The sequence below is a fragment of the Rhodobacter xanthinilyticus genome (assembly GCF_001856665.1).
In the GTDB taxonomy this organism is placed as follows: domain Bacteria; phylum Pseudomonadota; class Alphaproteobacteria; order Rhodobacterales; family Rhodobacteraceae; genus Rhodobacter; species Rhodobacter xanthinilyticus.
This window is the reverse complement of the sequence record NZ_CP017781.1, coordinates 315,546-341,356: the sequence shown is the minus strand read 5'-3', so window position 1 is coordinate 341,356 and position 25,811 is coordinate 315,546. Positions and strand designations below refer to the sequence as shown.

Below are 25,811 nucleotides of genomic sequence, written 5' to 3'. Positions count from 1 at the left end.
TATCACTGTCGGAAGCTGCGTCTCGGTCCAGGGGACGTTTGAGGCTCAGCTCGATAACGGCAAGATCGTGGTCCGGGTCGATGATCGGCTGTATGCCGGGCGGCCCGTTTCCCGGAAAGCCGCTTGAGGAATGCAAAAAGGGGGGCTCGCGCCCCCCTTTTTCAATTCTGATGCGCGGGGAGGCAGCCCTTACAGGCTGCGCTCCACTTCCTCGCGCTCGAAGATCTCGATGACATCGCCCGGGCGGATATCGTCGTAGTTCTCGAAGGCCATCCCGCATTCCTGGCCGGAGATGACTTCCTTGACCTCGTCCTTGAAGCGCTTGAGGGTCTTGAGCGTCCCCTCGTGCACCACGACATCGTCGCGCAGCAGGCGCACGCCGGCCGAACGGCGCGCAACGCCCTCGGTGACCAAGCAGCCCGCGACCTTGCCGACGCCGGAGACCTTGAAGACCTCCTTGATCGCGGCATAGCCGATGAAGTTCTCGCGAACCTCGTTCTTGAGCAGGCCCGAAGCGGCGGCTTTGATGTCGTCAACCAGATCGTAGATGATCGAGTAGTAGCGGATCTCGACGCCCTTCTGGTTCGCCGAGGCGCGGGCCGGGGCGTTGGCGCGGACGTTGAAGCCGATGACCGGCGCGCCCGAAGCCTCGGCGAGGCCGATATCGCTCTCGGTGATCGCGCCGACACCCGAATGGATGACGCGCACGCGCACCTCTTCGTTGCCGATCTTCTCGAGCGCCTGAACGATCGCCTCGGTCGAGCCCTGCACGTCGGCTTTGACGACGACCGGCAGCTCGGCGACGTTTTCGTCGGCCTTGGCCTTCGCCATGAGCTGTTCGAGCGTGGTCGCGGCACCGGCGGCGGCGCGTTTGTCGCGCGCGGTCTGGATCCGGTAATCGGCGATCTCGCGGGCCTGGGCCTCGGTCTCGACAACGTTGAGCACGTCGCCCGCCTCCGGGGTGCCGTTGAGGCCGAGCACTTCGACCGGGACCGACGGGCCCGCCTCATCGACGCGCTCGCCCTTGTCGTTGATCAGCGCGCGGACCTTGCCCCACTGCTCGCCGACGACGAAGATGTCGCCTTTCTTGAGCGTGCCGTGCTGCACGAGAACGGTCGCGACCGGGCCGCGGCCCACGTCGAGTTTCGCTTCGATAACAGCCCCTTGCGCGGCGCGATGGGGGTTGGCCTTGAGCTCGAGGATCTCGGCTTGCAGCGCGATCGCCTCGAGCAGGCTGTCTAGCCCCATGCGGGTCTTGGCCGAAACCTCGACCGTCTGGACCTCGCCGCCCATCTCTTCGACGACGACTTCATGTTGCAGCAGATCGGTGCGGACCTTTTGCGGGTTCGCCGAGGGCTTGTCGCATTTGTTGATCGCCACGATCATCGGCACGCCGGCCGCTTTCGCGTGGTTGATCGCCTCGATGGTCTGCGGCATGACCGCGTCATCGGCGGCCACGACGAGCACGACGATATCGGTCACCTGGGCGCCGCGGGCGCGCATCGAGGTGAAGGCCGCGTGGCCGGGGGTGTCGAGGAAGGTCAGCACCGCGCCGGTCGCCGTCGTCACCTGATAGGCGCCGATGTGCTGCGTGATGCCGCCGGCCTCGCCCGAGACCACGTTGGTCTGGCGGATCGCGTCGAGCAGCGAGGTCTTGCCGTGGTCGACGTGGCCCATGATCGTGATGATCGGCGGGCGCGAGACCAGATCCTCGGCCTTGTCCTCGACGGTATCGATGACCTGTTCGACATCGGCGTCCGAGACGCGGACGGCTTTATGGCCGAATTCCTCGATGATGAGCTCGGCGGTATCGGCGTCGAGGGTCTGGTTGGCGGTGACCATCATGCCCATCTTCATCAGCGCCTTCACCACATCGGCGGCGCGTTCGGCCATCCGGTTGGCAAGTTCGGAGACGACGATGGTTTCCGGCAACTGCACGTCGCGGACCATCTTCTCGGCCTTCTGGCCAAAGCCCATGGCTTTCTGGCGGGCCTTCTCCTGCTTGCGCTTCATCGCGGCGAGCGAGCGCTGACGGCCGCCTTCGCCTTCGATCTCGCTCAGCGAGAGCTTGCCCGAGCGGCGGCCTTCGTCGCCCTTGCCGCGGGTGTTGCCGCGGTCCGGGGTCGCGCTGGCGCGGTCATCGCGGTCGCGGTCGGTCTTGCGCGGGCCGGTCGTCGAGACGCCTTTCGTCGCGGCGCGCGCGGCGGCGGCCTCGGCGGCGGCCGGGTCGACCGGGGCGGCATCGGCCTTGGGAGCGGCCTTGCGAACCTCTTCCTTCTTCTTCTCGCGCAGTTCGGCCTCGCGCTTCTTGCGCTCTTCCTCTTCCTGCTTGAGACGCATCGCCTCTTCGCGCTCGCGCTCTTCGCGTTCCTTGGCCTCGGCCTCGGCGCGACGGCGCTCGCGTTCTTCCTCGCGGGCCTTTTCATCGGCGACACGTTGCGCGGCCTCTTCGACCTCGCGGGCCTTGGCGGCCTGCAACGCCTTCAGGCGGCGCTCCATTTCCGCATCCGAGATGCCGGCAGGGCGTTTGGACGGGTCGCCCAGATGAGGCGAACCGCCAGCTTTCTGGCCAGCCGCGCCGGGCTTCGGCACGACCACCTTCTTGCGCTTGGTCTCGACCACCACGCTTTTCGTGCGGCCATGGGAGAAGCTCTGCTTCACCTGACCGGGGCGCGCGCCGCCAAGACCCAAGGGTTTTTTACCGTCCGTATCGCTCATGCCGTCTTCATATCCTTCCAGGCGGGCTTGCCGCCGTCCTGCTTGCGCATGCCCGCAAGCCTTGCCGCTTCGTCTATAACACGTCGGGTGAGTCCGCCAGCCGCAAGCGCGCCGTGTATGGCATGATCGCGGCCGAAAGCCAAACCCAATTCCGAACTTGTCAGGCAGCCGAACCAGCGCCCGCCTTCGGGCGTCCAGAGCTTGCCTTTTCCGCGTTCCGAGCCGTCGGAGGCCTGGAACAGTACTTTTGCGCGTCCCTCGGCGAGCCAGCCCTTGACCTTCTCGAAGCCGATGACGGCCTTACCCGCCTTGCGCTCGAGAGAGATAAGCTCGATCACGCGGTGCGCAAGCCCTGCCTCGACCATATCGGCCAGATTTTCCGGCGCCTTCGCGGGCGCCTTGGCGGCGCGCGCAAACAACCCCTTGGTCGCCGCCTTCTCGATCGCGTCGCGATCGGCGGTGACCCAGATCCCCCGGCCCGGCAGTTTCTCCGCCAGATCGGGGTAGATCAGCCCGTCGGGGCCGAGCACAAAGCGCACCAGCCCGGCCTTGGGCTGCACGTCACCCGTGACGATGCAGCGCCGTTCCGGCTCGATACGCGTGTTTTCCCGGCCCCCGCGGCTCATCTTATTCCTCGACCTCTTCCTCTTCGGCCTCGTCCTCGGCCTCGAGCTCCGACGGATCGACCCAGCCGAGCTGGATCCGCGCGGTCATGATCAGCGCCTGCGCATCTTCGAGCGAGAGATCGAATTTCTCGAGAATCCCGTCGTCCTTGGTGCGCTTGCCCTCGACCGTGGTCCAGCCGCCGGCGAGCTCCCAATCCGCGCAGGTCGCGAAATCTTCGAGCGTCTTGATGCCGTCCTTGGCCAGCGCCTCGATCATCTGGGGCGTCAGGCCCTCGAAATCGAAGAGCGACTGTTCGACGCCCATTTCCTTCGCGGCTTCGATCGCCTTGCGGTTCTGCTCCTCGATGAAGTCGCGGGCGCGGGCCTGCAGCTCCTCGGCGGTGCCTTCGTCCACGCCCTCGATCGACAGCAGCTCGTCGAGATCGACATAGGCCACTTCCTCGAGGTTGGTGAAGCCCTCGGCCACCAGCAGTTGCGCGAAGAATTCGTCGAGATCGAGCGCGTCGACGAAGAGCTTGGTGCGCTCGGCGAATTCGGCCTGACGGCGGCTCGATTCCTCGGCCTCGGTCAGGATGTCGATGTCGAGCCCGGTGAGCTGGCTGGCCAGACGCACGTTCTGACCGCGCCGGCCGATGGCGAGCGAGAGCTGTTCATCGGGGACCACGACCTCGATCTTGCCGGCGTCTTCGTCGACGACGACCTTCGAGACCTCGGCCGGTTGCAGCGCGTTGACGAGGAAGGTCGCCTGATCTTCATTCCACGGAATGATGTCGATCTTTTCGCCCTGAAGCTCGCCCACGACCGCCTGCACGCGCGAGCCGCGCATCCCGACGCAGGCGCCGACCGGGTCGATCGAATTGTCATAGGAGATCACGGCGATCTTGGCGCGCGAGCCCGGGTCGCGGGCGACGGCCTTGATCTCGATGATGCCATCATAGATCTCGGGCACTTCCATCTTGAAGAGCTCGGCCATGAACTGCGGATCGGTGCGCGACAGGAAGACCTGCGGGCCACGGGTCTCGCGGCGCACGTCTTTGACATAGGCGCGGATGCGGTCGTTCGGGCGATAGCTCTCGCGGCCGATCTTCTCGTTGCGGCGCAAGATCGCTTCGCCACGGCCGATATCGACGATGATATTGCCGTATTCCTCGCGCTTGACGACGCCGTTGATGATCGTGCCCTTGCGGTCCTTGAACTCGTCGAACTGACGGTCGCGCTCGGCCTCGCGGACGCGCTGCAAGATCACCTGCTTGGCCGATTGCGCGGCGATGCGGCCGAGATCGACGGGCGGAACCTCGTCGATGATCTCGTCGCCGACCTGCGGATCGGGCTTGTATTGCTTGGCCTGGGCCACGGTCAGCTCAGCCTGGTAATTCTCGAGCGCCTCATCCTCGACGACGGTGCGCACGCGGGTGAAGGTGGCGCGGCCGGTCTTGCGGTCGATATGGACGCGGATGTCCATCTCCGAGCCGTAGCGCGATTTCGCCGCCCGGGCGAGGCTGTCTTCCATCGCCTGGATCACCAGATCCGGGTCGATCATCTTCTCGCGCGCCACCGCCTCGGCGGTTTGCAGAAGTTCCAGCTGGTTGGCAGAGGTGATTGCCATCTCTCAGATCTCCTCGTCGGGGGAATTCTTGTCGTCTTCTTCGGTTTCGATATCGTCGAACTGGCTCTCGTCGATGAGGCCGGCATCCTTGCGCTGGCGCAGCATCTCGGCGATCAGCTCGTCGGTGAGCACAAGTTTGGCATCGGAGAGCCAGTCGAAATTGAGGCCGATGGTGATCGTCTCACCATGGTCCTCGATCTCGAGCAGAACCTCGTCGCCCTCGGTGCCGCGCAGCAGGCCCTTGAAGCGGCGGCGCCCGTCGATCTGTTCGGTGGTCTCGATCTTGACCTCGTAGCCTTCCCAGGCGTCGAAATCCTTGAGCCGGGTCAGCGGCCGGTCGATGCCGGGCGAGGAGACCTCGAGGGTATAATTGTCCTCGATCGGGTCTTCGACGTCGAGAACGGCGGAAACGGCGGTCGAGATCGCGGCGCAATCGTCGACATCGATGCCGCCCTCGGGGCGGTCGGCCATGATCTGCAGGAGCGGATGGCGCCCGCCTTGCAGGCGGATACGCACCAGCTCGAAGCCGAGCCCCTCGATGGTGGGGCCGACGATCTCGGCGAGGCGCCGGTCGATGGCGGTTTTGGCGATGAGGTCGGTCATTCCGATCCTTGAAACAAAAAACGGGCCCTTGCGGCCCGTCACACTTCTCCGGTGGGCGTCAGGTTTGGACCCCGGCGCGCCGCTGTTGAGGGGGATATAGGGCAAGCGCCCCTTGTTTGCAAGAAAAATGCGCGCGGCGCGGATCTGTCAGCCGCGCATCCGGTCCATGGTCTGCACGAGCGCCGCGCTGATCCCCGGCTCGGAGAGCGCATGACCCGCCGCCGGCACCATCCGCAGCCGCGCGCGTTTCCAGCCCTGGGCGAGCTCATAGCTCGAGATCGGCGGGCAGATCATGTCCATCCGCCCCTGCACGATGGTGGCGGGGATATGTTCGATGCGCTTGCGGTCGCGCAGGATCTGGCCGTCTTCCTCGAGGAAGGCGCCGTTGAGGAAATAATGGTTCTCGAGGCGCGAGAAGGCGCGGGCGTAATCGGGCGGGGCCTCGCCGGGCAGGCCGTCGTAATCCACGCTGGCCAAAGCGTTTTCCCACAAAGCCCAGTGCCGGCCATAGCGGGCTTCTTCCATGTAATCGCCGGAAAACAGCCGCTTGTGATAGGCGGTGATCAGATCGCCGCGCTCGGCCGGCGGGATCGGCGCGCAGAAATCGTGCCACAGCTCGGGGAAGAACTGCCCCGCGCCGCCGCCGTAGAACCACTCGAGCTCGCGGCGCATCGCGAGGAACACCCCGCGCAGGACCAACGCCTCGACGCGCTCGGGGTGGGTTTCGGCATAGAGGAGCGCGAGCGTGGCGCCCCAGCTGCCGCCGAACACCACCCAGGAGGCGATGTCGAGCTCGCGCCGGATCCGCTCCATGTCGTTGATCAGATCCCAGGTGGTATTGGCCTCGACCGAGGCATGGGGGCGCGAGAGCCCGCAGCCGCGTTGATCGAAGAGAATCACCCGGTAATGCGCCGGGTCGAAATAGCGCCGCATCTGCGGGCTCGAACCGCCGCCGGGCCCGCCATGGCAAACGACGACCGGGCGCCCCTGCGGATGGCCCGATTGCTCGACGTAGATCTTGTGGCCGTCGCCCATATCCAGAAGCCGTCGATCGAAGGCTTCGATCGGCGGGTAAAGAAAGGCGCTCGATGTGCGCTTTTGCCCTGCGGTTCTGTCCATGATCGGACTATATAACGGCAATGCCGCGCCGACCATGGGGCGCGGGAGGGAATTCGAAAGGCACAGGCATGAGCGCACAAAGCAGCATCGACCCGGGCGAAGTGGCCAAATTCGAGGCGATGGCCGCCGAATGGTGGGATCCGAATGGCAAGTTCAAGCCGCTGCACATGCTCAACCCCTGCCGGCTGGATTACCTCACCGCGCAGATCGCGGCGCAGTTCGGGCGCGATCTGCGCGCGCCGCGGCCCTTCGAGGGGCTGACGATTCTCGATATCGGCTGCGGCGGGGGCTTGCTCTCCGAGCCGATGGCGCGGCTCGGCGCGACCGTCGTGGGCGCGGATGCGGCCGAGGGCAACCTGCCCGTCGCGCGGCTTCATGCCGAGCAATCCGGGCTCGAGATCGATTACCGTCACACCACCGCGGAGGCGATCGCCGCGGGGGCGGAGCGGTTCGACGTGGTGATGGCGATGGAGATCGTCGAACATGTCGCGGTGCCGCAGGCGTTCATCTCGACCTGCGCCGAGCTCGTCAAACCAGGCGGGCTGATGCTGTGCTCGACGCTCAACCGCAACCCGAAGAGCTATCTGGTGGCGATTCTCGGCGCCGAGCGGGTGATGCGCTGGCTGCCGGTGGGCACGCATGAATGGTCGAAATTCATCACCCCCGACGAGCTTTACGCGCTGATCCGCGCTGCGGGGCTCGAGCCTGTCGACCGCAAGGGGATGGTCTTCAACCCGATCACCTGGCGCTGGTCGATCTCCGAGCGCGACCTCTCGGTCAATTACGCCACCGCCAGCGTGAAACGATAAGGGGCGCCGCAGCGCCCCTTTTTTCAGATCAGGATCACCTGGGTGCCGACCTTGGCATAGCCGAAGAGTTCCTTGATGTGCTCGTTATAGAGGCCGATGCAGCCGTTCGAGGATTTGCGGCCGATCTTGCGCGTGTCGTGGGTGCCGTGGATGCGGTAATACTGCCACGAGAGGTAGAGCGCATGGGTGCCGAGCGGGTTGTCGGGGCCGGCGGGCACGAAATCGGGCCAATCGGGGTTGCGCTGTTTCATCGAGGGGGTGGGCGACCAGGTCGGCCCCTCGACCTTGCGGATCACCTCGGTGCGGCCGCGGCGGGTCAGCTCCTCGGAGGCGGGCACCGAGGTCGGGAACAGCCGGTAGACCGACTGATCCTCGGACCAGAAATGCAGGCAGCGCGAGATCGTATCGACGAGGATCGCGCCGTTCGTGGTGTTCGAGAAATAGGGCCGCCAGTCGAGCTCGCGGAAGCTCGAGATATTGCGGCGCATGTTGGTGTTGGCGGTCTCCTCATGCGTCTCCAGCCCGGCGTCGAGCGCCTGGGCGAAAACGGCCGGGGCCGCGAGGCTGGCGCCTGCCAGGGCAGCCGTGCCGAGGAAGGCGCGACGATCGAGATATTTGCGCGCGTTGGTCATTGAGAACTCCGTTCCGGCCCCCCACCGGGCCGATTCCGGCGCAGCATTATTGCGCCTTTGCCGCAGGTGCAAATCAAACCTGCGTCAGAAGGCGGTTTCACGAAACTGTGGGTTTGCGCGTCTTCAAGCGAGTGTGTATGGCTCGCGGATCAATTCTGGGGGTCTGATCCATGAAATCCGTTATCGCAGCCGCCTTTGTGGGGATGATGGCGCTCTCGGCCTGCGCGCCGGAGGGACCGAAGCTCGGCCCCGATGGCCAGCCGCTCCCCGAGCTTTACACGATCACCAAGAAAGACGCCGAGGTGATCCCGCAGCGTGTGCTCGAATCGGTCAACAGCCTGCGCGCCGCGCGTGGCACCGCGCCGCTCGTGCTCAACCCGAGCCTGACCGCCGCCGCGACCGCGCATTCGGCCGATATGGCGGCGCAGAACCGGCCCTGGCACTGGGGCTCGGACGGCTCCTCGCCGCTCGACCGGGCCAAGCGCGCGGGCTATCCGGGCGAGGTCGTGGGCGAGAATATCTCGGAGACCTATGAGACCGAGATCCAGACGCTTTCGGCCTGGATGGGGCTCGCCGATACCCGCGACGTGATCTTGAACCCGGCCGCCTCGCAGATGGGCTTTGGCTGGTTCCAGGAGCCCTCGGGCAAGATCTGGTGGACGCTGGTGACGGGCCGCTGAGGCCCCGCGCCGCCGGAAATGAACAAGGGCCCCCGCGGGGGCCCTTTTCGTTACGGGAAGATCCAGATGCCGGTGCCCGGCGTGATCATCGAATAGATCTCTTCGATCTCGTCATCGGTGACCGCGATGCAGCCCGCCGTCCAATCCTTGCCGCGGCCGCGGTTCTTGCCGGCCTGACCGTGGATGAAGATATCGCCGCCCGGGCGCTTGCCCTGCGATTCGGCGAAGGCCACGTCCTGTTCGTTCGGGTAGGAGATGCCGAGCGAGAGGTGATAGGCCGAGTTCGGGTTGCGGTGGCTGATCAGGTAATAGCCCTCGGGGGTCTTGCCATCGCCCTCGAAACGTTTCGGGCCGGTCGGGTTGCCGCCCAGCCCGATCTTGTATTTCTTGATCACCTTCGGGCCCGAGAGCAGATACATCTTCCGCTCGCCCTTGAAGACCTGAATTTGCGTGACCCGGGGGCCGTTGTAGCGGCGGAACTTGCCGCCGGCGCTGTCGCCCCCGCCGCAAGCGGCCAGAAGCGCGGCCGTGGAAAGCCCGAGAAGAAGCGTGCGGCGCTGCATGATGATCCTGTGAACCTGCTCGTTTTTCCGAAATCTACCGCAGAGTCCGGTTTTGCGGAAGGCTGCTAGCGCCGGGTGAAGCGCGCCGCAAGCTCGATATGCGAGGACCAGCGGAACTGATCCACGACGATCAGATCGGCGATTTCGAAGCCCGCGGCGGTGAGCGCCGCCGCATCGCGGGCGAAACTGACCGGATTGCAGGAAACATAGGCGAGGTTGCGCGTTTTCGAGGCACAAATCTGTTGAACCTGCGCCTCCGCGCCGGCGCGCGGCGGGTCGATCACGATTGCGTCATAGCGCGCGAGCTCATCGGGCAAAAGCGGGCGACGGAAGAGATCGCGCACCTCGTGGGTCACGCGCTTGAGGCCCTGCGCCGTGCGCCAGCCGCGGTCGAGCGCCTCGAGCATCGGCGCGGAACTTTCCACCGCATGGATCTCGGCCTCGTCGGCCAGCGCCAGCGCAAAGGTGCCGCAGCCCGCGAAGAGATCGGCCACGCGCGCCGCGCCCTTGGTGGCCGCGCGCACGAAGGCCACAAGTGCGGCCTCGCCCGCATCGGTCGCCTGCAGGAAGGCGCCGGGCGGCGGGGTGACGCGGGCGCGCCCGAAGGCCTGACGGGCGGGGCGGCGCTCGGCCACGGTCTCGCCCTCCCAGCTCAGCCGGGCGAGATCATGGCGCGTCGCGAGATCGGAGAGCGCCTCGAAGAGCGCCCGGTCCATCGGCTTGCCGCCGCGCGCGGCGATCTCGACCCCCGCCTCGGAGAGGGTCAGCGCGAAACTCACCTCGCCCTTGCGCGAGGCGCCAAGCGCGGTCGCGGCCTCGACCGCCGGGATCGCTTCCATCAGCTCGGGGCGCAGGATCAGACAGCCGGGCACCTCGACGAGCGTTTCGGAGGCGCGGGCATGGAAGCCGACGAGCACGCCCTTCTTGGTGCGCCGCCCCGAGAGCGTGGCGCGCCGGCGCGAATGCAGCGGCGAGGTCTCGACGCGGGCGACCTTGGCCGCGATGCCGCGCCCGGCCAGGGCGGTCTCGACGACGCTCGCCTTCCAACCCGCCACGAAGTCATCGGAGCCATGTTGCAGCACGCAGCCGCCGCAGGCCCGGTAATGCGGGCACGGCGGTTTGACGCGCGCGGCGGAGGGGGTCTCGATCTTGGGGCTCGCGATGCGGCCCGCCTCGGGCTCGCCCTCGATCACCTCGCCCGGCAGGACCATCGGCGCGTGAATGGCGCCCTCGGGCCCCTGGCCCACCCCGTCGGCATGCAGCGAAAGTCTCTCGATCGTCAGGCGCATGGCTCTCTCCTTCTCGGGCGCCCGATTACGCGCTCGCGCGGGCCGCGCCAAGCGTTATTGCGCCTCCTCCTCATCGGTGCCGAGAAAGCCGCCCGATTGCCGGCTCCAGTAGCGCGCGTAAAGCCCGCCCTTGGCGAGGAGCTCGGCATGCGAGCCGACCTCGACGATGCGCCCGGCTTCGAGGACGAAGATCCGGTCCATCTGGGCGATGGTGGAGAGGCGGTGGGCGATGGCGAGGACGGTTTTCCCGGCCATGATTCGACCCAATGCCAGCTGAATCGCGGCCTCGACCTCGCTGTCGAGCGCCGAGGTCGCCTCGTCGAGGACAAGGATCGGCGCGTCCTTCAGGAAGGCGCGGGCGAGCGCGATGCGCTGGCGCTGGCCGCCCGAGAGTTTGACGCCGCGCTCACCCAGCGCCGCCTCATAGCCGCGCTTGCCGTTGTGATCGACGAGGCCCTCGATGAACTCATGCGCCTCGGCGGCCTTGGCGGCGGCGATCATCTCGGCCTCGGTCGCATCGGGGCGGCCATAGAGGATGTTCTCGCGCGCCGAGCGGTTGAACATCGCGGTCTCCTGCGTGACCATCGCGATCTGCCGGCGCAGGCTCTCCTGCGTAACCTTTCGGATATCGGTCCCGTCGAGCAAAACAGACCCTGTTTCGGCGTCATAGAGCCTTAGCAGCAGCGAAACGAGGGTCGATTTCCCCGCCCCCGAGGCGCCCACGATGCCGATCCGCTCGCCCGGTTTGATGGTGAAATCGAGCCCTTCGACGCCGCCGCTCTGGCGCCCATAGGCGAAGCCGACCTGATCGAAGCGGATCTCGCCCGAGACGCGGCCGAGCGAGACGGCATCGGGCGCATCGGTCAGCGCATGGGCGACGGCGAGCGTGCGCATCCCGTCCTCGACCTCGCCGATATTGCCCCACATCGCCATCAGCGCCTGCGAGACCCAGCCCGACATCTGCGCGATGCGGATCGCGATCGCACCGGCGGCGGCGATATCGCCCGCGGTGGCGGCGCCGCGCGCCCACATCGTCACCGCAGCCCCGACGAGCACCACCGGCAAGAGCCCCGAAAACGCCATCTGTGTGGCCCGATACCATGTCTGCACCGTGCCAAATTCGCGCGCGCGGGTGCGGAAGGTGGCCATCGCGCCGAGCGCGGCGCGGTCTTCGTGCTCCGCATGGGCGAAGAGCTTGACGGTCTTGATGTTGGTGATCGTGTCGACGACCTGGCCGGTGACCATCGCCCGCGCCGAGGCGCGCTCCTTCGATCGCGCGCGCACCTGCGGCAGAAAGACCCGGATCAGCGCGAAATAGCCGAACATCCACAGCGCCAGCGCAATCGCGCCAAAAGGGTCTATTCCAGCCAAAAGCGCCACCGATCCGAGGATCGAGGCGAGCGCGAACATCACCGTGTTGACCATCTCCGAGGCAACATCGGTGACGGCGCGGGCGGTCTGCATCTGCTTTTGCGCGATGCGGCCGGCGAAGTCGTTGTCGAAGAAGGTGACCGATTGGCCCATGGTCCAGCGATGCAGCCGGGAGAGCACGAGCGGCAGGATATTGGGGTTGATGAGCAGGTTCGAGCTCGCCGAGGAGGCGCCGAAGGCCAGCGGGCGGAGCACGAGGTAAAAGAGCACGAATCCGGCGGCGAGGGGCCAATGCTGCGCCAGACCGACACCGGGATCGGCGCCGGCAACGCGGTCGATGACGAGGCCGAGAAGCCAGGCCGAAACCACCTCCATCGACCCTGCTACAGCGGAAAACGCCCCGGAAACGAGCAGCGCAGGCCAGGCGCCATGCAGGCTCCAGCGGAAGAAGGCGCCAAGGCGGGCGGGCGGGGGGCCATCGGCCGGGCGGAAGGCATCAATCATCGGTCTCTCTCGGTTACCCGCTGGATATAGCCCCACGGCGCCTCAGGAAAAGCGCGCGAGAAGGGCTTCGCGGGAGAGGGTGAAATCGGAGGCGAGCCAGCGGGCCTCGATCTCCTTCAGGGCGCCGCCGAGCGCCGGGCCGGACAGGGCGGGCATGAGGTCGGCGGCGGTCACCGGCAGGCGCGCAGCAGCGCCGCGGGCGATCGCCGCTTGCCAACCCGCCGCCATCTCCTGCCCGAGCGACGCCGAGAGGATGAGCGCGGCATCTCGGGCGGCCTGCGGGCCAAACCGATAGGCCGATTGCGCAAGCGGCAAGCCCGCCTCCAGCGCGGCATGGATCTGGGCCAGCGCGCGGGTCTCGGATTTCGACAGGCGCAGTGCCTCAGAAGGCTCTATTCCGCCCAAAATCGCCAATCTTCGCAGAAAATCGGGCGCCAAATCCGCCTCAAGATGCACGAGCGGCGCCAGACCGCGGGCCTCCGCCCCCGGCAGGACACGGGCGAGGACACCTGCCGCCTGCATCGCCGCGACCGCAGGCGCCGGATCCCGCGCGGCGAGCAATTTGCGCATCTCATGCCCGACGCGTTCCCGCGAAAGCGTCTCTATTCCAGCGCAATTCGCCGCACAGGCCGCGAGCCCTTCGGCATCGGGGCCCTGCGCCGGGTCGGCATACCAGGCCGTGAACCGGAAGAACCGCAGGATACGGAGGTAATCCTCCTGAATCCGGGCCTCGGGGGCGCCGACAAAGCGCAGCCGACGCGCGGCGAGATCGTCGAGCCCCTCGCCCAGCGGATCCAGAACGGAGCCATCCGCGCGCGCATAGAGCGCGTTCATCGTGAAGTCGCGGCGCGCGGCGTCCTCGGCGATATCGCTGGAGAAAGCGACCGTCGCATGGCGCCCATTCGTCTCTATATCACGGCGAAACGTGGTAATTTCATGCGGTTCGTGATCCGCGACGACGGTCACGGTGCCGTGCTCGATCCCGGTCGGGATGACCTTGAGACCGGCGTTCTGCGCCAATGTGATCACACGTTCCGGCAGGGCATCCGTCGCGATATCCATATCGCTCACCGGCGCCCCGATCAGGTCATTGCGCACGCAGCCGCCCACCAGATAGGCCTGATGCCCGCCCGCCTCGAGCATCCGCAAGACACGTTGGACATGCCCCGCCTGAACCCAGTCGCCGCGCAGTTTCATGGCGTCATCCGATCACTCAGCGCCCGGAGCATGCGGGCCGTCGCCCCCCAGATATAGTAGGGCCCATAAGGCGCGACGTAATATTTACGCCAAACTCTCTGCCAACGCCGCCGCTCAACCCGGAAGTTTTCGGGCGCGATATGGCCGAGCGGCACGGTGAAGACCTCTTCGACCTCGCCGGCCTCGGGGCGCGGGGTGAAGTGTGTGATCACACGCGCGAGAATGGGCGTGACGAGAAAGCCGGTCACGGTTTCATGCGGCTCGAGACGGCCGAGAACCGCGACCGCTTCGGAGGGCAGGCCGATTTCCTCGCGCGCCTCGCGCACGGCGGCGGCCTCGAGGCTCGCGTCCTCGGGGTCCAGTTTGCCGCCCGGGAAGGCGATCTGGCCGGGATGATGCTTGAGATGGGAGGCGCGTTTGGTGAGGTAAAGCCGCACCCCTTCGGGCGCGGCTTCAAAGGCCACCAACACCGCCGCAGGGCGCAATTTTCGACCCTGTTGCAGCGTAATTTCAGGGTTCAGGTCGTAATCCGACGAGGGCCGCCCCGGACGGGCCAGAGCGGCCAGAACCGGGGCAAGCGGGTCACTCATCGGCGGGCTCCCTGGCGCTGCCGTCGGGGTTCACCACCGCCTCGAAGCCGAGGCTCTTCGGGTCGAACTCGTAATGCGCGCCGCAGAACTGGCAATCGGCGGTGACCTTGCCATCTTCGGTGGTCATATGGCCGATATCCTTGGCCGAGTAGATCGAGAGCGTGCCGCGCACCCGGTCCTCCGAGCAGGTGCAGCCGAATTCGACCCGCTGCGGGTCAAACACGCGCGGCGCTTCCTCATGGAAGAGGCGGACGAGCAGCTCGGTGGGCTGCACGGTCGGGCCGATCAGCTCGAGCTCCTCGACGGTGCCGAGCAGGTGGTTCACCCGGCCCCAGTTTTCCTCCTCATCGCCCTCGAGGATATCGCCATGCTGCAAGAGCCCGGCCTCGCCCGACCCCTCCTTGGCGGCGAAGGGCGAAGCCTTCGGCATCACCTGGATCATCACGCCACCGGCGCGCCAGCGCTCCGGCTGGCCGGGCAAGGTGGTGCGCCCGTAGGAGAGGGCAAAGCGGGTCGGAAGCTGCTCGGATTGGGCGAAATACGTCTCTGCACAGGCGGAAAGCGAGCCTCCGGCGAGCGGCGTGATGCCTTGATAGGGCAGCGTCCCCTCGCCCTGATCGATCAGGATCGCGAAATAGCCCTCGCCGATCTGGCTGAACGGATCGGCCTCCGGGTCGAGCCGCTCGGCGTCGAAGCTCGCCCAGCCGCGGATGCGGGCGGGTTGGCCGTCGTCGGTCGGGCCGTAATAATCGGTCGCGAGGATGCGGATCGGCCCCTTGCCGCGGATCTGCAGCGAGAGCTTCCAGCGCAGCTTGATCGTCTGGCCGATCAGCGCGGTGAGCAGCGCCACCTCCGCCACCAGCGCCTCGACGATCGGCGGGTAGTTATGTTGGGCGAGGACTTTCTCCAGAACGCCGTCGAGCCGGGCAACGCGGCCGCGCACATCGGAGCGGTCGAGCTGAAACGGCAGGACGGTATCGTCCCAGGCGATTTGCGAAAGCGTGGTCATTCGGTTTCCTTGGGGGTTTTCCATCAGCCCGAAGGCTGGCATACCGCGCCTATATAGGCAGGGCAACCGAAAGACCCAAGGGGCGAGGAGGCCGGGATGATCCGCAGATTTGGCGAGGCGATTGTGCGTGAGCGCGCCTATAAGCGGCGGCCCGGGGTCTATGCCGTGCTGGTGCGCGGCGGCGAGGTGCTCGTCACCCATCAGGCGCGGCCGGTGCCGGAATATCAGCTGCCCGGCGGCGGGATCGACCCGGGCGAGCACCCGATCGCGGCGCTGCATCGCGAGGTTTACGAGGAGACCGGCTGGCGGATCGCGCCGCCGCAGCGGATCGGCGCCTATCGGCGCTTCACCTATATGCCCGAATACGACATTTGGGCCGAGAAGCTCTGCACGATCTACGTCGCGCGGCCGGTGCTGCGGCTCGGGCCGCCGAGCGAGCCGGGGCACAGCGCGGTCTGGATGGCGCCGGCGGAGGCGGCCGAGCTTTTGGGCAACGCGGGCGACCGCGCCTACCTCGCTTGGGTTTTCTCTGGCAAATAGGTCACACTCGCGCCACGCCGCGCCCAGATTTAGCGCCGAGCACCAATATTGGGCGAAATGGTTAATAAAACATCTAGAATTAGGGGGTAATTTCAGTTATCCCCAGAAGTAGCAGTTAAAGCCGACCGTAGAGTCCGGCGTTTTTTTGAGGCGGAGTAGTAGTATGGTAAAGTCGGTTGACTTTGCCGTCCGTGATGTCATGGGCGGCGTGTCGCGTGGGGTGGTTTCCGGGGATGGCGCGAGCGATTTCATCTAGGTCGGGGCCGGCGACAACATTTCTCTCAATCTGAGAAAAACCAGCATTCTCAAATATGTGCATGACGGCGAGGATCTTCAGATCGTGCTCGTCGATGGTCGGACGATCACGCTTGCGGGCTTTTTTGACGCGCCCGCCGGGGTTGAGAACCGGCTGTTCATCTCGGCCGACGGGGAAATCACGCCGGTGACCCTCGAAGAGACCGGCGACGGGGTGATTTTCGCGGAATATGGCGCCCCGGAGCTTCTGGGAAAATGGAGCCTGAACGATCAGCTGGCCTTCTATGAGGGCGAGGATCTGCTGGCGGGCGCGGTGGATGACGACACGACCGGGATGGCCGCCTTTGCGCCGGCGGTTCTGGGCGGGCTCGGCACGGCCGGGGTCGCGGCGGGGGCGGGGCTTGTCGGCCTCGGGCTGCTGGCGGGCGGCGGCGATGATACCACGCGCACCGATCCGACCGATGGCGGCGGCGGCGATGGCGGCGGCGATGGCGGCGGCGATGGCGACGGCGACGGCGATGGCGACGGCGATGGCGACGGCGATGGCGACGGCGACGGCGATGGCGGCGGTGATGGCGGCGGCGATGGCGGCGGCGATGGCGGCGGCGATGGCGACGGCGGCGGCGACGGCGGCGGCGACGGCGGCGGCGACGGCGATGGCGACGGTGACGGCGATGGCGGCGGCGATGGCGACGGCGACGGCGATGGCGGCGGCGATGGCGGCGGCGATGGCGACGGTGACGGCGATGGCGGCGGCGATGGCGATGGCGATGGCGATGGCGATGGCGATGGCGATGGCGATGGCGATGGCGATGGCGATGGCGATGGCGATGGCGATGGCGATGGCGATGGCGATGGCGATGGCGATGGCGATGGCGATGGCGATGGCGATGGTGATGGCGATGGTGGCCCCATCGTGCCGACTGTCAACAACCCCGATGCCCATGACACCCTGACCACCAACACCGAAAACCCGAGCGCGACGGTCTCGGGCACCGGCGAGGCGGGGTCGACCGTTGTCGTGCTGCTTGGCGGCCAGACGGCCGAGACCACGGTCGGCGCGGACGGCACCTGGGAGGTCTCCTTCGAGGGCACCACCCTGCCCGCCGACGGCGATTATACCTCGACGGTCTTCGTGACCGCGCCCGATGGCACGCTCTATGAGCTCGACGGGCCGGATTTCCTGATCGACATGACGCCGCCGCCGGTGGCGATCACCGAGGGCGCGGAATCGACCGGCGACATCGAAAACCTTGAGGAATATCAAGACGGTATCACCGTGGCCGGCTCGGGCGAGCCGGGCGCTGCGGTTACCGTCGAGGTCTCGGGCGAGAGCCAGTCGACCACGGTTGCGGCCGATGGCAGCTGGAGCGTGACCTTCACCACCGATCAGCTCCCGCCGGGCGAATACAGCGCCGAGATGACCGTCACCTCGACCGATGTGAACGGCAATGTGACCACGATCACCGATACGCTGATCGTCGACACCGTGCCGAACGCGATCGATTTCGACACGGTTGCGGGCGATAATGTCGTCAACGCGGTCGAGATCGCGGGCAATGTCGTGGTTTCGGGCACCTCGATCCCGGGCGCGGTTCTGGCGGTGACGCTCGAGGGCGTGACCCATCAGGCGACGGTGGATACCGATGGCACCTGGTCGGTGAGCTATGCGCCGGGCGAGCTGCCCTCGGGGAGCTATGCCACGACGATCACCGCGACCACGATCGACCCGGCCGAGAACGCCTCGAGCGCGAGCTATGCGATCACCATCGACACCGAGGCGCAGGTTGCCTTCGACCTCACCCCGGTGACGGCGGACGGGGTCGTGAACGCCGCCGAGGCGGCCTCGGGCTTCACGCTGACCGGCACCTCGGAGCCCGGTTCGAGCGTTCTGGTGACGCTGGGCGGGGCGACGGTGACGGCCACGGTCGCCGCGAACGGCACCTGGAGCGCGGATTTCTCGGGCACCGGCCTGACCACCGGCAGCTATACCGCGACGGTTTCGGCCACCGATATCTATGGTAACACCGCCAGCGCGACCCGAGATGTTGTGGTCGACAGCGAAACCTCGGTGGCCTTCAACGCCACCCAGGCCGGCGATAACAAGATCAGCGGCGCCGAGGCGCAGGCCGGCGTGGTGCTCAGCGGCACCGCCGAGGCGGGCGCGAGCGTGGCGGTGACCTTCGAGGGCACGACCCATACCGTGACCGCGGGCACCGATGGCGCCTGGAGCGCGACCTTCACCGCCGCCGAGGTGCCCGCGGGCACCTACAGCTCCACGGCGACGGTGGTGGCGACCGATCTGGCGGGCAACACCGCCACCGCGAGCCATGTGGTCGCCGTCGATACCGAGGTCACCGACCTCACCCACGCCACCGCGACGCCGAACGCGATCAAGGCCGATGGCGTGGTCAACGCGGCGGAGGCGGCGGGCGGGCTTGTCGTGACGGGCACCGTCGAGGCGGGCTCGAGCGTGATGGTCCAGATCGGCAACGGCGCGGCGGTGGCGGCGAAGGTGGCGGCCGATGGCAGCTGGAGCGCGACGATCCCGGCGGCGCAATTGCCCGCGAACGAGGTCTCGAACGTCGCGCTCAAGGTCACCGCGACGGACGCGCTCGGCAATACAGCGACGCAATCGAGCACCGTCAATTTCGACACGGTGGTGACCAATTTCGTGCCCTCCGCCACGGTTTCGGGCGATGATGTGGTCAACGCGCAGGAAGCGGCGCAGGGCTTTGTGCTGACCGGCACGGTCGAGCCCGGCGCGACCGTGGTCGTGACGCTCGCAAGCGGCGCGACCGGCACGGCGACGGCGGGGGCGAACGGCCAATGGGCGGTGACCTTCCACGGCGGCGACCTGACCGGCACCGCCGGCACGATGACCTATTCGGTCAACGCCACCGACCTTTACGGCAACACGGCCTCGGCCACGGGCGATTTCTCCTATGATCTCGTCGCGCCCGACTCGCCCGATATCATCGCCTTCACCCGCGATACCGGGGCGCTTCTGGGGATCCGCACCGATGTCGGCGAGGGGGCCTATGAGATTTCGGCGGTCGCCGCGAACGGCACGGTCGATGCGATCGAGGAGAGCCATTACATCAACTCGAACGCGGGCTACGGCGCCTATGACTTCTACGAGACGGTGCCGAATGGCTCCTATCTCGTCGTCTCGGATACCGATGGCGCCGGCAACGAGACCTCGACGCTTCTGGTGGTGGACAACACCGCCGCGGTGACGGTCGATCTCGAGCGCACCGGGCTGACCGAGTTCGATTTCGGCACGATCGACCTGAGCTTCGCCCCGCAGGCGCAGCTCACGATCACCGAGGCGCAGCTCATCGAGCTGACCGGGCCGGATAATACCCTGATCATTCAGGGGGATGCGGCGGATCATGTGACCGCGATCGGGGCGCAGGACAGCGGGCTCGATACGGTGATCGGCGGCCATACCTACAGCGTCTACACGCTGGGCGATGACGGGGCGAGCCTGGTCATCGACGATCTGATCACCACCCAGACGATCTGAGGTGGGGATCATGACCCGGAAAAGCCGCCCCGCGCCGCTTTCCCGGGCCAGGCAAACGGCCCGGGCGCTCACCTTGGTGGGCGCCTTGGCGAGCCTGGCGGGATGTATCGAGGGAACCCCCTTTCCGACCGGCCGCTCGCCGTTCAGCGCCTCCGAGCCGGGCGCGCTGACCCCGGGCAAGCCGGGCACCACGGCGCAAACCTCGCTGATCATCGCCGATCTGGCGGGGCGGCGCTCAGCGGTTGCGGGCGGGGGGTATGGCGCCGTCGCGCAGGCGGTGCTGACGAATTCCAGGGGCTCCGCGCAATCGGAACTGCGGGTCGCGCGGCTGACCGCGAAGGCCAAGGCGAAGAACTGGCTGCCGCAGATCGGGCCGAGCGTGAGCCTGACCTCGCTGGGCGATCTGGCGACGCAGCTGGTGATGGAGCAGGTGTTCTTCGACAATGGCGCGAAGAAGGCCGAGCGCGATTTCGCGGCCGCCGATGTCGAGGTGGCGGCGGTGACGCTCTCGCGCGAGCTCAACGATACCGTTTATGACGGGCTGAAATACTACGTCACGGCGCTGAAGGCGCGCGATCAGGGCGCGGTGGCGGCGCGCTCGGCGGCGAAGATCGGCGCCTATGAGGCGATCATGCGCGAGCGGGTCGCGGGCGGGATCTCGGATATGACCGAGGCGCGGGTTCTGGCGCAAAAGCTCGCCGAGATGCAGGCGACGGCGGCGGCCGACCGCGACGCCGCCGCGACCGCCGAGGCGCAGCTTGGCGCGATGACCGGGGCGCCGGTGGCGCTGGCGGGCCTGGGCGCGGTGGCTTTGCCGGGGGCGCTGCCCGAGGCGCTCGCGGTGAAGGAGGCCGAGGGCGAGAAGGCGCGCACCATCGCCCAGGCGAAGATGGAGCAGGCCGCGCTCCTGCCCGGGTTGACCGGGGTGGCGACGGCCGGGCGCGGCAAGCCCGACCTTGGGCTCAGCCTCGGCACGAGCGGGCTTTGGGGCTTTGGCACCAAGGACACGATCGCGGCGCTCAAGGCGACCGAGGAGGCCGCAGGCGCACGGGTCGAGCGCGCGCGTCAGGAGGCGGAGCAGAGCCTGACCGCGCTGCGGGCGCGGCGCGAGGCGCTGGTTGCGAAAGAGGCGCGCGACGGGGCGGTGGTGGCCGAAACCGCCGATGCGCTCGAGATGTTCACCGAGCAATATCGGATGGGCGGGCGCACGCTGATGGAGCTCGTGACCATGTATGAAAACTACGCCAACATGGCCCATGCCCAGACCGGGCTCAAATATGACATCGCGCTGATAGAGCTGGAAATCGCGCGCGAATACGGGATATTGGTGGACGGTAGCAGCATTTAACAAGGTCTTGGGGGTTGGCGGAGCGGATTTTGGCGTTTGACATCAACGCAGCCCGCGTCAGCGGGGTGGCTGATGGTGCGCCGCCGAGACCCACGCCGACCGCCTCCGCGGGCCCCCGCGCGCCCGGCCGCGCCAAGGCCCGGGCCGAGCTCGCCGCGGCCTATGCGGGGCTTTTGGGCGCCGAATTGCCCGCCGCCGATATCCTCGAGCAGATGCTCCTCGCGGTGGGCGAGGCGACGGCGGCGCTGACCGGGGCCGCGGGCGGCGAGATCGCGCCCGAACATATCGCCGCGGTGCTGCGGGTGGCGGGCATGACGGCGGCCGTCGAAGAGCTCGACCGGCTGACCCCCGGACAATGGCCTGCGCTCGCGCAGATGACCTCGGGGCAGATGGTCCTCGTCATCGCGCAGGAGGGCGGCACGCTTTTCGTCTATGACAAGACCTGCCCCGATCAGCGCGCCGAGGTGCAGATCGCCGATTTCGCCCCCTATTTCTCGGGCAAGATCATCCGCGCGCGCAGCTCGCTCAAACAGCTCGAGGAACGCCACGCGCTCACCGCCGATCGCGCGCATTGGTTCTGGGGCGCCTTCCGCGCCCAGCGCCGCGCCTTTGCCGAGGTGGCGCTCGGCTCGCTTTTCGCCAATATCCTCGCGGTCGCGGTGGCGATGTTCTCGCTGCAGGTCTACGACCGGGTGATCCCGCATCAATCGGAAAGCACGCTCTGGGTGCTGGCGCTTGGCGCGTTTCTGGCGCTCGCGCTCGAGATGGCGCTGAAACTCGCGCGCTCGGGGCTGATGGACATGGCCGGGCGGCGGATCGAGCTCTCGGTGCAGGGGCTGCTCATGGAGCGGCTCTTGGGCATGAAGGCCGCGCCGGGGCGGCGCTCGCCCTCGCAGCTCTTCTCGGCGATGCGCGAATTTTCCTCGGTGCGCGAGTTCTTCACCGCCTCGACGATCGGCACGCTCGCCGATATCCCGTTCATCTTCGTCTTTTTCGCGCTCGTCGCCTCGATCGGGGGCAATCTCGTCTGGGTGCTGGTCGCCGGCGCGATCTTGATGGTGCTCCCGGGGTTTCTGTTCCAAAAACGGATGATCGCGCTGACGCAATCGACCCAAGGCGCCTCGGCGCGGGCGGCGAAGCTGTTGCATGAGGCGATCTACGAGCATGAAACCGTCTCGACCGCGCGCGGCGCGGACCGCTTCAAGCGGATCTGGGAGGAGCTGATCACCCTTTCCGCGGTGAAAAGCTCCGAGCAGCGCAAGCTCAGCGGCGCGCTCACCTATTGGGCGCAGATGATCCAGCAGGCCACATATATTGCGGCGGTCGTGATCGGCACCTACAAGGTCTTCGATGGCGAATTCACCGTGGGCTCGATCATCGCGATCGGGATCCTGACCTCGCGCACGCTCGCGCCGCTCACCCAGCTCTCCGCGACGCTGGCGCGCTGGTCGAATGTGCGCGCCGCCCTCGAGGGGCTCGACGCGATCGCCGAGGCCGATCAGGTTCAGGCCGAGGGCCGCAGCTATCTGCGCGCCGAGCGGATCTCGGGCGATTACGAGCTGCGCCAGCTCAGCTTCAAATACGACCCCGACGGCGCGACGCAGGTCGATATCCCGGCGCTGCGGATCCCCGCGGGGCAGCGCGTCGCGGTGCTCGGCGCCAATGGCTCGGGCAAATCGACGCTGCTCAAGCTCTTCGCCGGGCTCTATGAGCCGCAGGGCGGGCGGATCTTGCTCGACGGGGTCGATATCGGCCAGCTCCACCCGCGCGATCTGCGCCGGGCGGTGGGCTATCTCGGCCAGGATGTGCGGCTCTTCTCGGGCAGTTTGCGCGACAACCTCAACCTCACCCAGCTCGAACGCGACGAGACGCGCCTCTATGCCGCGCTCGATTTCGCCGGGCTCGGGCCCTTCGTGCGCAGCCATCCGCGCGGGCTCGACCTCGAGCTGCGCGACGGCGGCGAGGGGCTCTCGGTCGGGCAGCGGCAATCGATCGGCTGGGCGCGGCTGTGGCTGCAAGACCCGACGGTGGTGATCCTCGATGAGCCGACGGCGGCGCTCGACACCACGCTCGAGACGACGCTGGTGAGCCGGCTGGAGAGCTGGCTCGCGGGGCGCACCGCGATCATCGCGACGCATCGGGTGCCGATCCTCGCGCTGACGGCGCGGACGTTGATCTTGCAAAACGGCAAGATGGCGGTCGACGGGCCGCGCGACGCGGTGCTGGCGCATCTGACCAAGGCGAAGGCGGGCGGCGCATGAGCACGGTCGACCCGGCGATGCTGGCGGGCAAACACCGGCGGATGAGCGTCACGATCTGGCTGATCGCGGTGGTGGTGCTGGTGTTTCTGGGCTGGGCCTCGGTGGCTTGGGTCGACCAGATCGTGCGCGGCCCGGGCGAGATCGTGTCCTCCTCGAAGCCGCAGATCATCCAGAACCTCGAGGGCGGGATCTTGGCGCAGCTCGAGGTCTCGGAGGGCGATGTGGTCGAGCCGGGCACCGTTCTGGCGCGACTCTACGGCACCCAATATCAGACGCAAGTCGATGATCTCGATGAGAAAATCGCCGCGATGGAGATCCGGCAGCTGCGCCTTGAGGCGGAGATGGCGGGGGTCGATCAGTTCGAGGTGAGCGCCGCGCAGGAGGCGCTCGTGCCCGAGATCGTGGCCTCGGAGCGCACGTTGCTGACCGCGCGGCTCGAGGATTATCAGGGCCGCAAGAAGGGCGCCGAGGCGGTGGTGAAACAGGCCCGGACGGAACGCGATCTGCTCGAGAAGATGTATCAGCGCGAGGTTGCTTCGCTGATCGAGCTGACGCGGGCGCGCAAGGTGGCCTCCGATGCGGAGAAGGGGCTCGGCGAGATCGTCACCCAGGCCGAGCTCGAACGCGCATCGGACTATTCCGACACGCTCAAGGAACTCAGCGCGCTGCGCCAGCAGCTGCGGCTGTCGGAGGATCAGCTCGACCGCACGGTGCTGACCGCGCCGATGAAGGGGATCGTCAACAAGCTCTCGATCACCACGATCGGCGGGGTGGTGCGGCCCGGCGAGGAGATCATGCAGATCATCCCGCTCGACGAGGAGCTGTTCGTGGAGGCGCAGATCGCGCCGAAAGATATCGCGAATGTGCGGCCCGGGCAGGATGCGACGATCAAGCTCTCGGCCTATGATTACACGATTTACGGCAGTTTGCAGGGCAAGGTGCAGGTGGTCTCGGCCGATACGTTCAAGGACGAGCGCAAACCCGATGGCGACCCGCATTACAAGGTGACGCTGCGGGTGGATCTGGCGAACCTGACCGAGCGGCAGCGCGCGCTCGAGATCCGGCCGGGGATGCAGGCGACGGTCGAGCTGCACACCGGCGAGAAGACGATCCTGCAATATCTGCTCAAGCCGCTCTACAAATCGCGCGAGGCTTTGCGCGAGCCTTAACCGACGTTTTCCTTGGCGCCGTCGAATTCGAAGAACACCGCCGAGACATCATCGACGAGGTTGCCGTTCGAGAAGGTTTCGATATCCCAGTAGATCGCGTCGAGGAAGGCCGCGCCGCGCATGGCGGCGGATTTGCGTATGATCTGCGCGAGGCCCGATTCGCCGAGCATGTCGCCGGCGGGGTCGGTCGCCTCGGTGATGCCATCCGACATCAGAAAGAGCCGGTCGCCGGGTTTGAGATGGGTGGTGATCGTGTCATAGTCAGCGCCCTCGATCAGCCCGACCGGCAAGCCGCCGGCGCCGAGGAACTCGACCTCGCCGCTCGCGCGTTGCACCGCCGGATAGGGGTGGCCGGCCTGCACGATCTCGACCTTGCCGGAGATCAGGTCGATATCGGCGTAAATCAGGGTGAAATAGCTCTCGGTCTGCATTTCCTCGAGCACGAGCGTGTTCAGATAGGCGGCGAGCTCGCCCGGCGGGCGCGCGTCATAGATGCCGAATTCGCTCTGGATCAGGGCGATGTTCTGATCGGGCGAGGAGCCGGAGAGATAGCCCGCGAGTCGCGCCGTCATCAGCGCCGAGGTGATGCCATGGCCCGAGACATCGATCCCGTAGACCCCCACCCGGCGCGCGTTGATCGGGAAGAAGCCGACCAGATCGCCGCCGACATGGCCCGAGGGGCGCAGCATCAGCGAGACCTCGGCATTGCCGAAGGAGCGGTGGCGCTCCTTGACGAGGCTCTGTTGCAGCTTGCAGGCCTCGGTCAGATCGCGGTCGATGACGTCGTAAAGGCCCTGAAGCTCGGTCAGAGTCGAGGAGAGGAGGCGGTTCTTCTCCTTCAGCTCATGTTCCATGACGAGGATCCGCTCGCCCGCGCTCAGCCGCGCGCGCAGCTCATCGCCGTTGACGGGCTTCGAGAGAAAATCATCCGCGCCGCTCTCAAGCCCTTGGGCAACCTCGTTTTTTTCGGTCTTCGAGGTGAGCAGGATGAAATAGCCATACCCCGCCCTGTCCATCTTGCGGAAGGCGCGGCAGAAATCGAGGCCGGTCATGCCGGGCATCATCCAGTCCGACAGGACGATATCGGGCTCACATTCGGCGCAGATCCGCAGCGCCTCCTCGGCGGAGCTCGCCTCCATCACATCATAGCCCGAGCGGGTCAGCTGAACGGTCAGGATGCGGCGTTGCATGCGGCTGTCATCGACGACGAGCACGCGCCGCGGCGTGCCGTTCCGGGCGGTGGGCCCGTATCCGATGAGTTGCTGCGAGGAGTCGCGCACCATGAAACCGTCAATTGAAACCTTTGCGAAGATCCTGACGCGAGGGCTTTAACATCCGGTGAACAGCGTAAAGAATACGGGGGTTAAACACTCCGAAATCTTTGCCCCGTACC

The 25,811-nt window shown here is 66.9% G+C and carries 20 protein-coding genes; 7 read left to right on the top strand and 13 right to left on the bottom strand.

What is annotated here, in order from left to right; translation table 11 throughout:
* Positions 1-189: 189 nt before the first annotated feature.
* The 5 genes from infB to pip all read right to left on the bottom strand — a co-directional run bounded on the left by infB (position 190) and on the right by pip (position 6,672).
* Complete coding sequence (infB, locus tag LPB142_RS01685; protein ID WP_068766346.1) at positions 190-2,718, bottom strand: translation initiation factor IF-2; 2,529 nt, start codon at positions 2,716-2,718, stop codon at positions 190-192.
* Positions 2,715-3,344, bottom strand: a complete 630-nt coding sequence (locus tag LPB142_RS01680; RefSeq protein WP_068766347.1) for an RNA-binding protein — start codon at positions 3,342-3,344, stop codon at positions 2,715-2,717. The genes infB and LPB142_RS01680 overlap by 4 nt, the downstream gene beginning before the upstream one ends.
* 1 nt (position 3,345) lies before the next feature.
* A complete protein-coding gene (nusA, locus tag LPB142_RS01675; RefSeq protein WP_071165308.1) occupies positions 3,346-4,950 on the bottom strand; it encodes a transcription termination factor NusA in 1,605 nt (534 codons plus the stop codon).
* 3 nt (positions 4,951-4,953) lie between these two features.
* The gene (gene rimP / locus LPB142_RS01670) at positions 4,954-5,553 is read right to left on the bottom strand and encodes a ribosome maturation factor RimP (RefSeq protein WP_068766349.1); all 600 of its coding nucleotides are present in this window, start codon (positions 5,551-5,553) and stop codon (positions 4,954-4,956) included.
* 147 nt (positions 5,554-5,700) lie between these two features.
* On the bottom strand, positions 5,701-6,672 hold the full coding sequence (gene pip, locus LPB142_RS01665; RefSeq protein ID WP_068766350.1) for a prolyl aminopeptidase: 972 nt from the start codon (positions 6,670-6,672) through the stop codon (positions 5,701-5,703).
* A 68-nt stretch (positions 6,673-6,740) separates the two neighbouring features.
* Here pip and ubiG point away from each other — a divergent pair, with 68 nt between their 5' ends.
* Positions 6,741-7,481: a bifunctional 2-polyprenyl-6-hydroxyphenol methylase/3-demethylubiquinol 3-O-methyltransferase UbiG gene (gene ubiG, locus LPB142_RS01660; protein ID WP_071165307.1), complete on the top strand. Its 741-nt coding sequence runs from the start codon at positions 6,741-6,743 to the stop codon at positions 7,479-7,481.
* A gap of 23 nt (positions 7,482-7,504) precedes the next feature.
* On the opposite strand, the gene LPB142_RS01655 is transcribed toward ubiG, so the two are convergent.
* Positions 7,505-8,113 (bottom strand): L,D-transpeptidase, encoded by a 609-nt coding sequence (locus LPB142_RS01655; protein ID WP_068766352.1) that lies wholly within the window; start codon positions 8,111-8,113, stop codon positions 7,505-7,507.
* 170 nt (positions 8,114-8,283) lie between these two features.
* On the opposite strand from LPB142_RS01655, the gene LPB142_RS01650 reads away from it, so the two are divergent.
* Positions 8,284-8,793 (top strand): CAP domain-containing protein, encoded by a 510-nt coding sequence (locus tag LPB142_RS01650; RefSeq protein WP_068766353.1) that lies wholly within the window; start codon positions 8,284-8,286, stop codon positions 8,791-8,793.
* A gap of 50 nt (positions 8,794-8,843) precedes the next feature.
* Here LPB142_RS01650 and LPB142_RS01645 read toward each other — a convergent pair whose 3' ends face one another.
* The 6 genes from LPB142_RS01645 to hslO all read right to left on the bottom strand — a co-directional run bounded on the left by LPB142_RS01645 (position 8,844) and on the right by hslO (position 15,316).
* The gene (locus tag LPB142_RS01645; RefSeq protein ID WP_071165306.1) at positions 8,844-9,356 is read right to left on the bottom strand and encodes a L,D-transpeptidase family protein; all 513 of its coding nucleotides are present in this window, start codon (positions 9,354-9,356) and stop codon (positions 8,844-8,846) included.
* A 65-nt stretch (positions 9,357-9,421) separates the two neighbouring features.
* A complete protein-coding gene (locus LPB142_RS01640) occupies positions 9,422-10,645 on the bottom strand; it encodes a class I SAM-dependent RNA methyltransferase (protein ID WP_071165305.1) in 1,224 nt (407 codons plus the stop codon).
* 54 nt (positions 10,646-10,699) lie between these two features.
* Positions 10,700-12,520 carry an ABC transporter ATP-binding protein gene (locus LPB142_RS01635; RefSeq protein WP_071165304.1) on the bottom strand — a complete coding sequence of 607 codons (1,821 nt, stop codon included), beginning with the start codon at positions 12,518-12,520 and terminating at the stop codon, positions 10,700-10,702.
* Positions 12,521-12,562: 42 nt separating this feature from the next.
* Positions 12,563-13,717, bottom strand: a complete 1,155-nt coding sequence (locus LPB142_RS01630; RefSeq protein WP_071165303.1) for a CCA tRNA nucleotidyltransferase — start codon at positions 13,715-13,717, stop codon at positions 12,563-12,565.
* Positions 13,714-14,307 (bottom strand): CoA pyrophosphatase, encoded by a 594-nt coding sequence (locus tag LPB142_RS01625; protein ID WP_071165302.1) that lies wholly within the window; start codon positions 14,305-14,307, stop codon positions 13,714-13,716. The genes LPB142_RS01630 and LPB142_RS01625 overlap by 4 nt, the downstream gene beginning before the upstream one ends.
* Complete coding sequence (gene hslO, locus LPB142_RS01620) at positions 14,300-15,316, bottom strand: Hsp33 family molecular chaperone HslO (RefSeq protein WP_071165301.1); 1,017 nt, start codon at positions 15,314-15,316, stop codon at positions 14,300-14,302. The genes LPB142_RS01625 and hslO overlap by 8 nt, the downstream gene beginning before the upstream one ends.
* 96 nt (positions 15,317-15,412) lie before the next feature.
* Here hslO and LPB142_RS01615 point away from each other — a divergent pair, with 96 nt between their 5' ends.
* From LPB142_RS01615 to LPB142_RS01595, 5 genes are all read left to right on the top strand, one after another.
* The gene (locus LPB142_RS01615) at positions 15,413-15,856 is read left to right on the top strand and encodes an NUDIX hydrolase (RefSeq protein ID WP_068766360.1); all 444 of its coding nucleotides are present in this window, start codon (positions 15,413-15,415) and stop codon (positions 15,854-15,856) included.
* A 313-nt stretch (positions 15,857-16,169) separates the two neighbouring features.
* Entirely contained in the window at positions 16,170-19,640 is a 3,471-nt protein-coding gene (locus LPB142_RS01610) for a beta strand repeat-containing protein (RefSeq protein ID WP_071165300.1), read from the top strand.
* Between the two features lie 10 nt (positions 19,641-19,650).
* The gene (locus LPB142_RS01605; RefSeq protein ID WP_071167084.1) at positions 19,651-20,988 is read left to right on the top strand and encodes a TolC family protein; all 1,338 of its coding nucleotides are present in this window, start codon (positions 19,651-19,653) and stop codon (positions 20,986-20,988) included.
* A 29-nt stretch (positions 20,989-21,017) separates the two neighbouring features.
* The gene (locus LPB142_RS01600; RefSeq protein ID WP_232230953.1) at positions 21,018-23,249 is read left to right on the top strand and encodes an ATP-binding cassette domain-containing protein; all 2,232 of its coding nucleotides are present in this window, start codon (positions 21,018-21,020) and stop codon (positions 23,247-23,249) included.
* A complete protein-coding gene (locus LPB142_RS01595) occupies positions 23,246-24,418 on the top strand; it encodes an HlyD family type I secretion periplasmic adaptor subunit (protein ID WP_071165298.1) in 1,173 nt (390 codons plus the stop codon). The genes LPB142_RS01600 and LPB142_RS01595 overlap by 4 nt, the downstream gene beginning before the upstream one ends.
* On the opposite strand, the gene LPB142_RS01590 is transcribed toward LPB142_RS01595, so the two are convergent.
* A complete protein-coding gene (locus LPB142_RS01590; RefSeq protein WP_082872933.1) occupies positions 24,415-25,701 on the bottom strand; it encodes a PP2C family protein-serine/threonine phosphatase in 1,287 nt (428 codons plus the stop codon). The genes LPB142_RS01595 and LPB142_RS01590 overlap by 4 nt on opposite strands.
* Positions 25,702-25,811 lie beyond the last annotated feature (110 nt).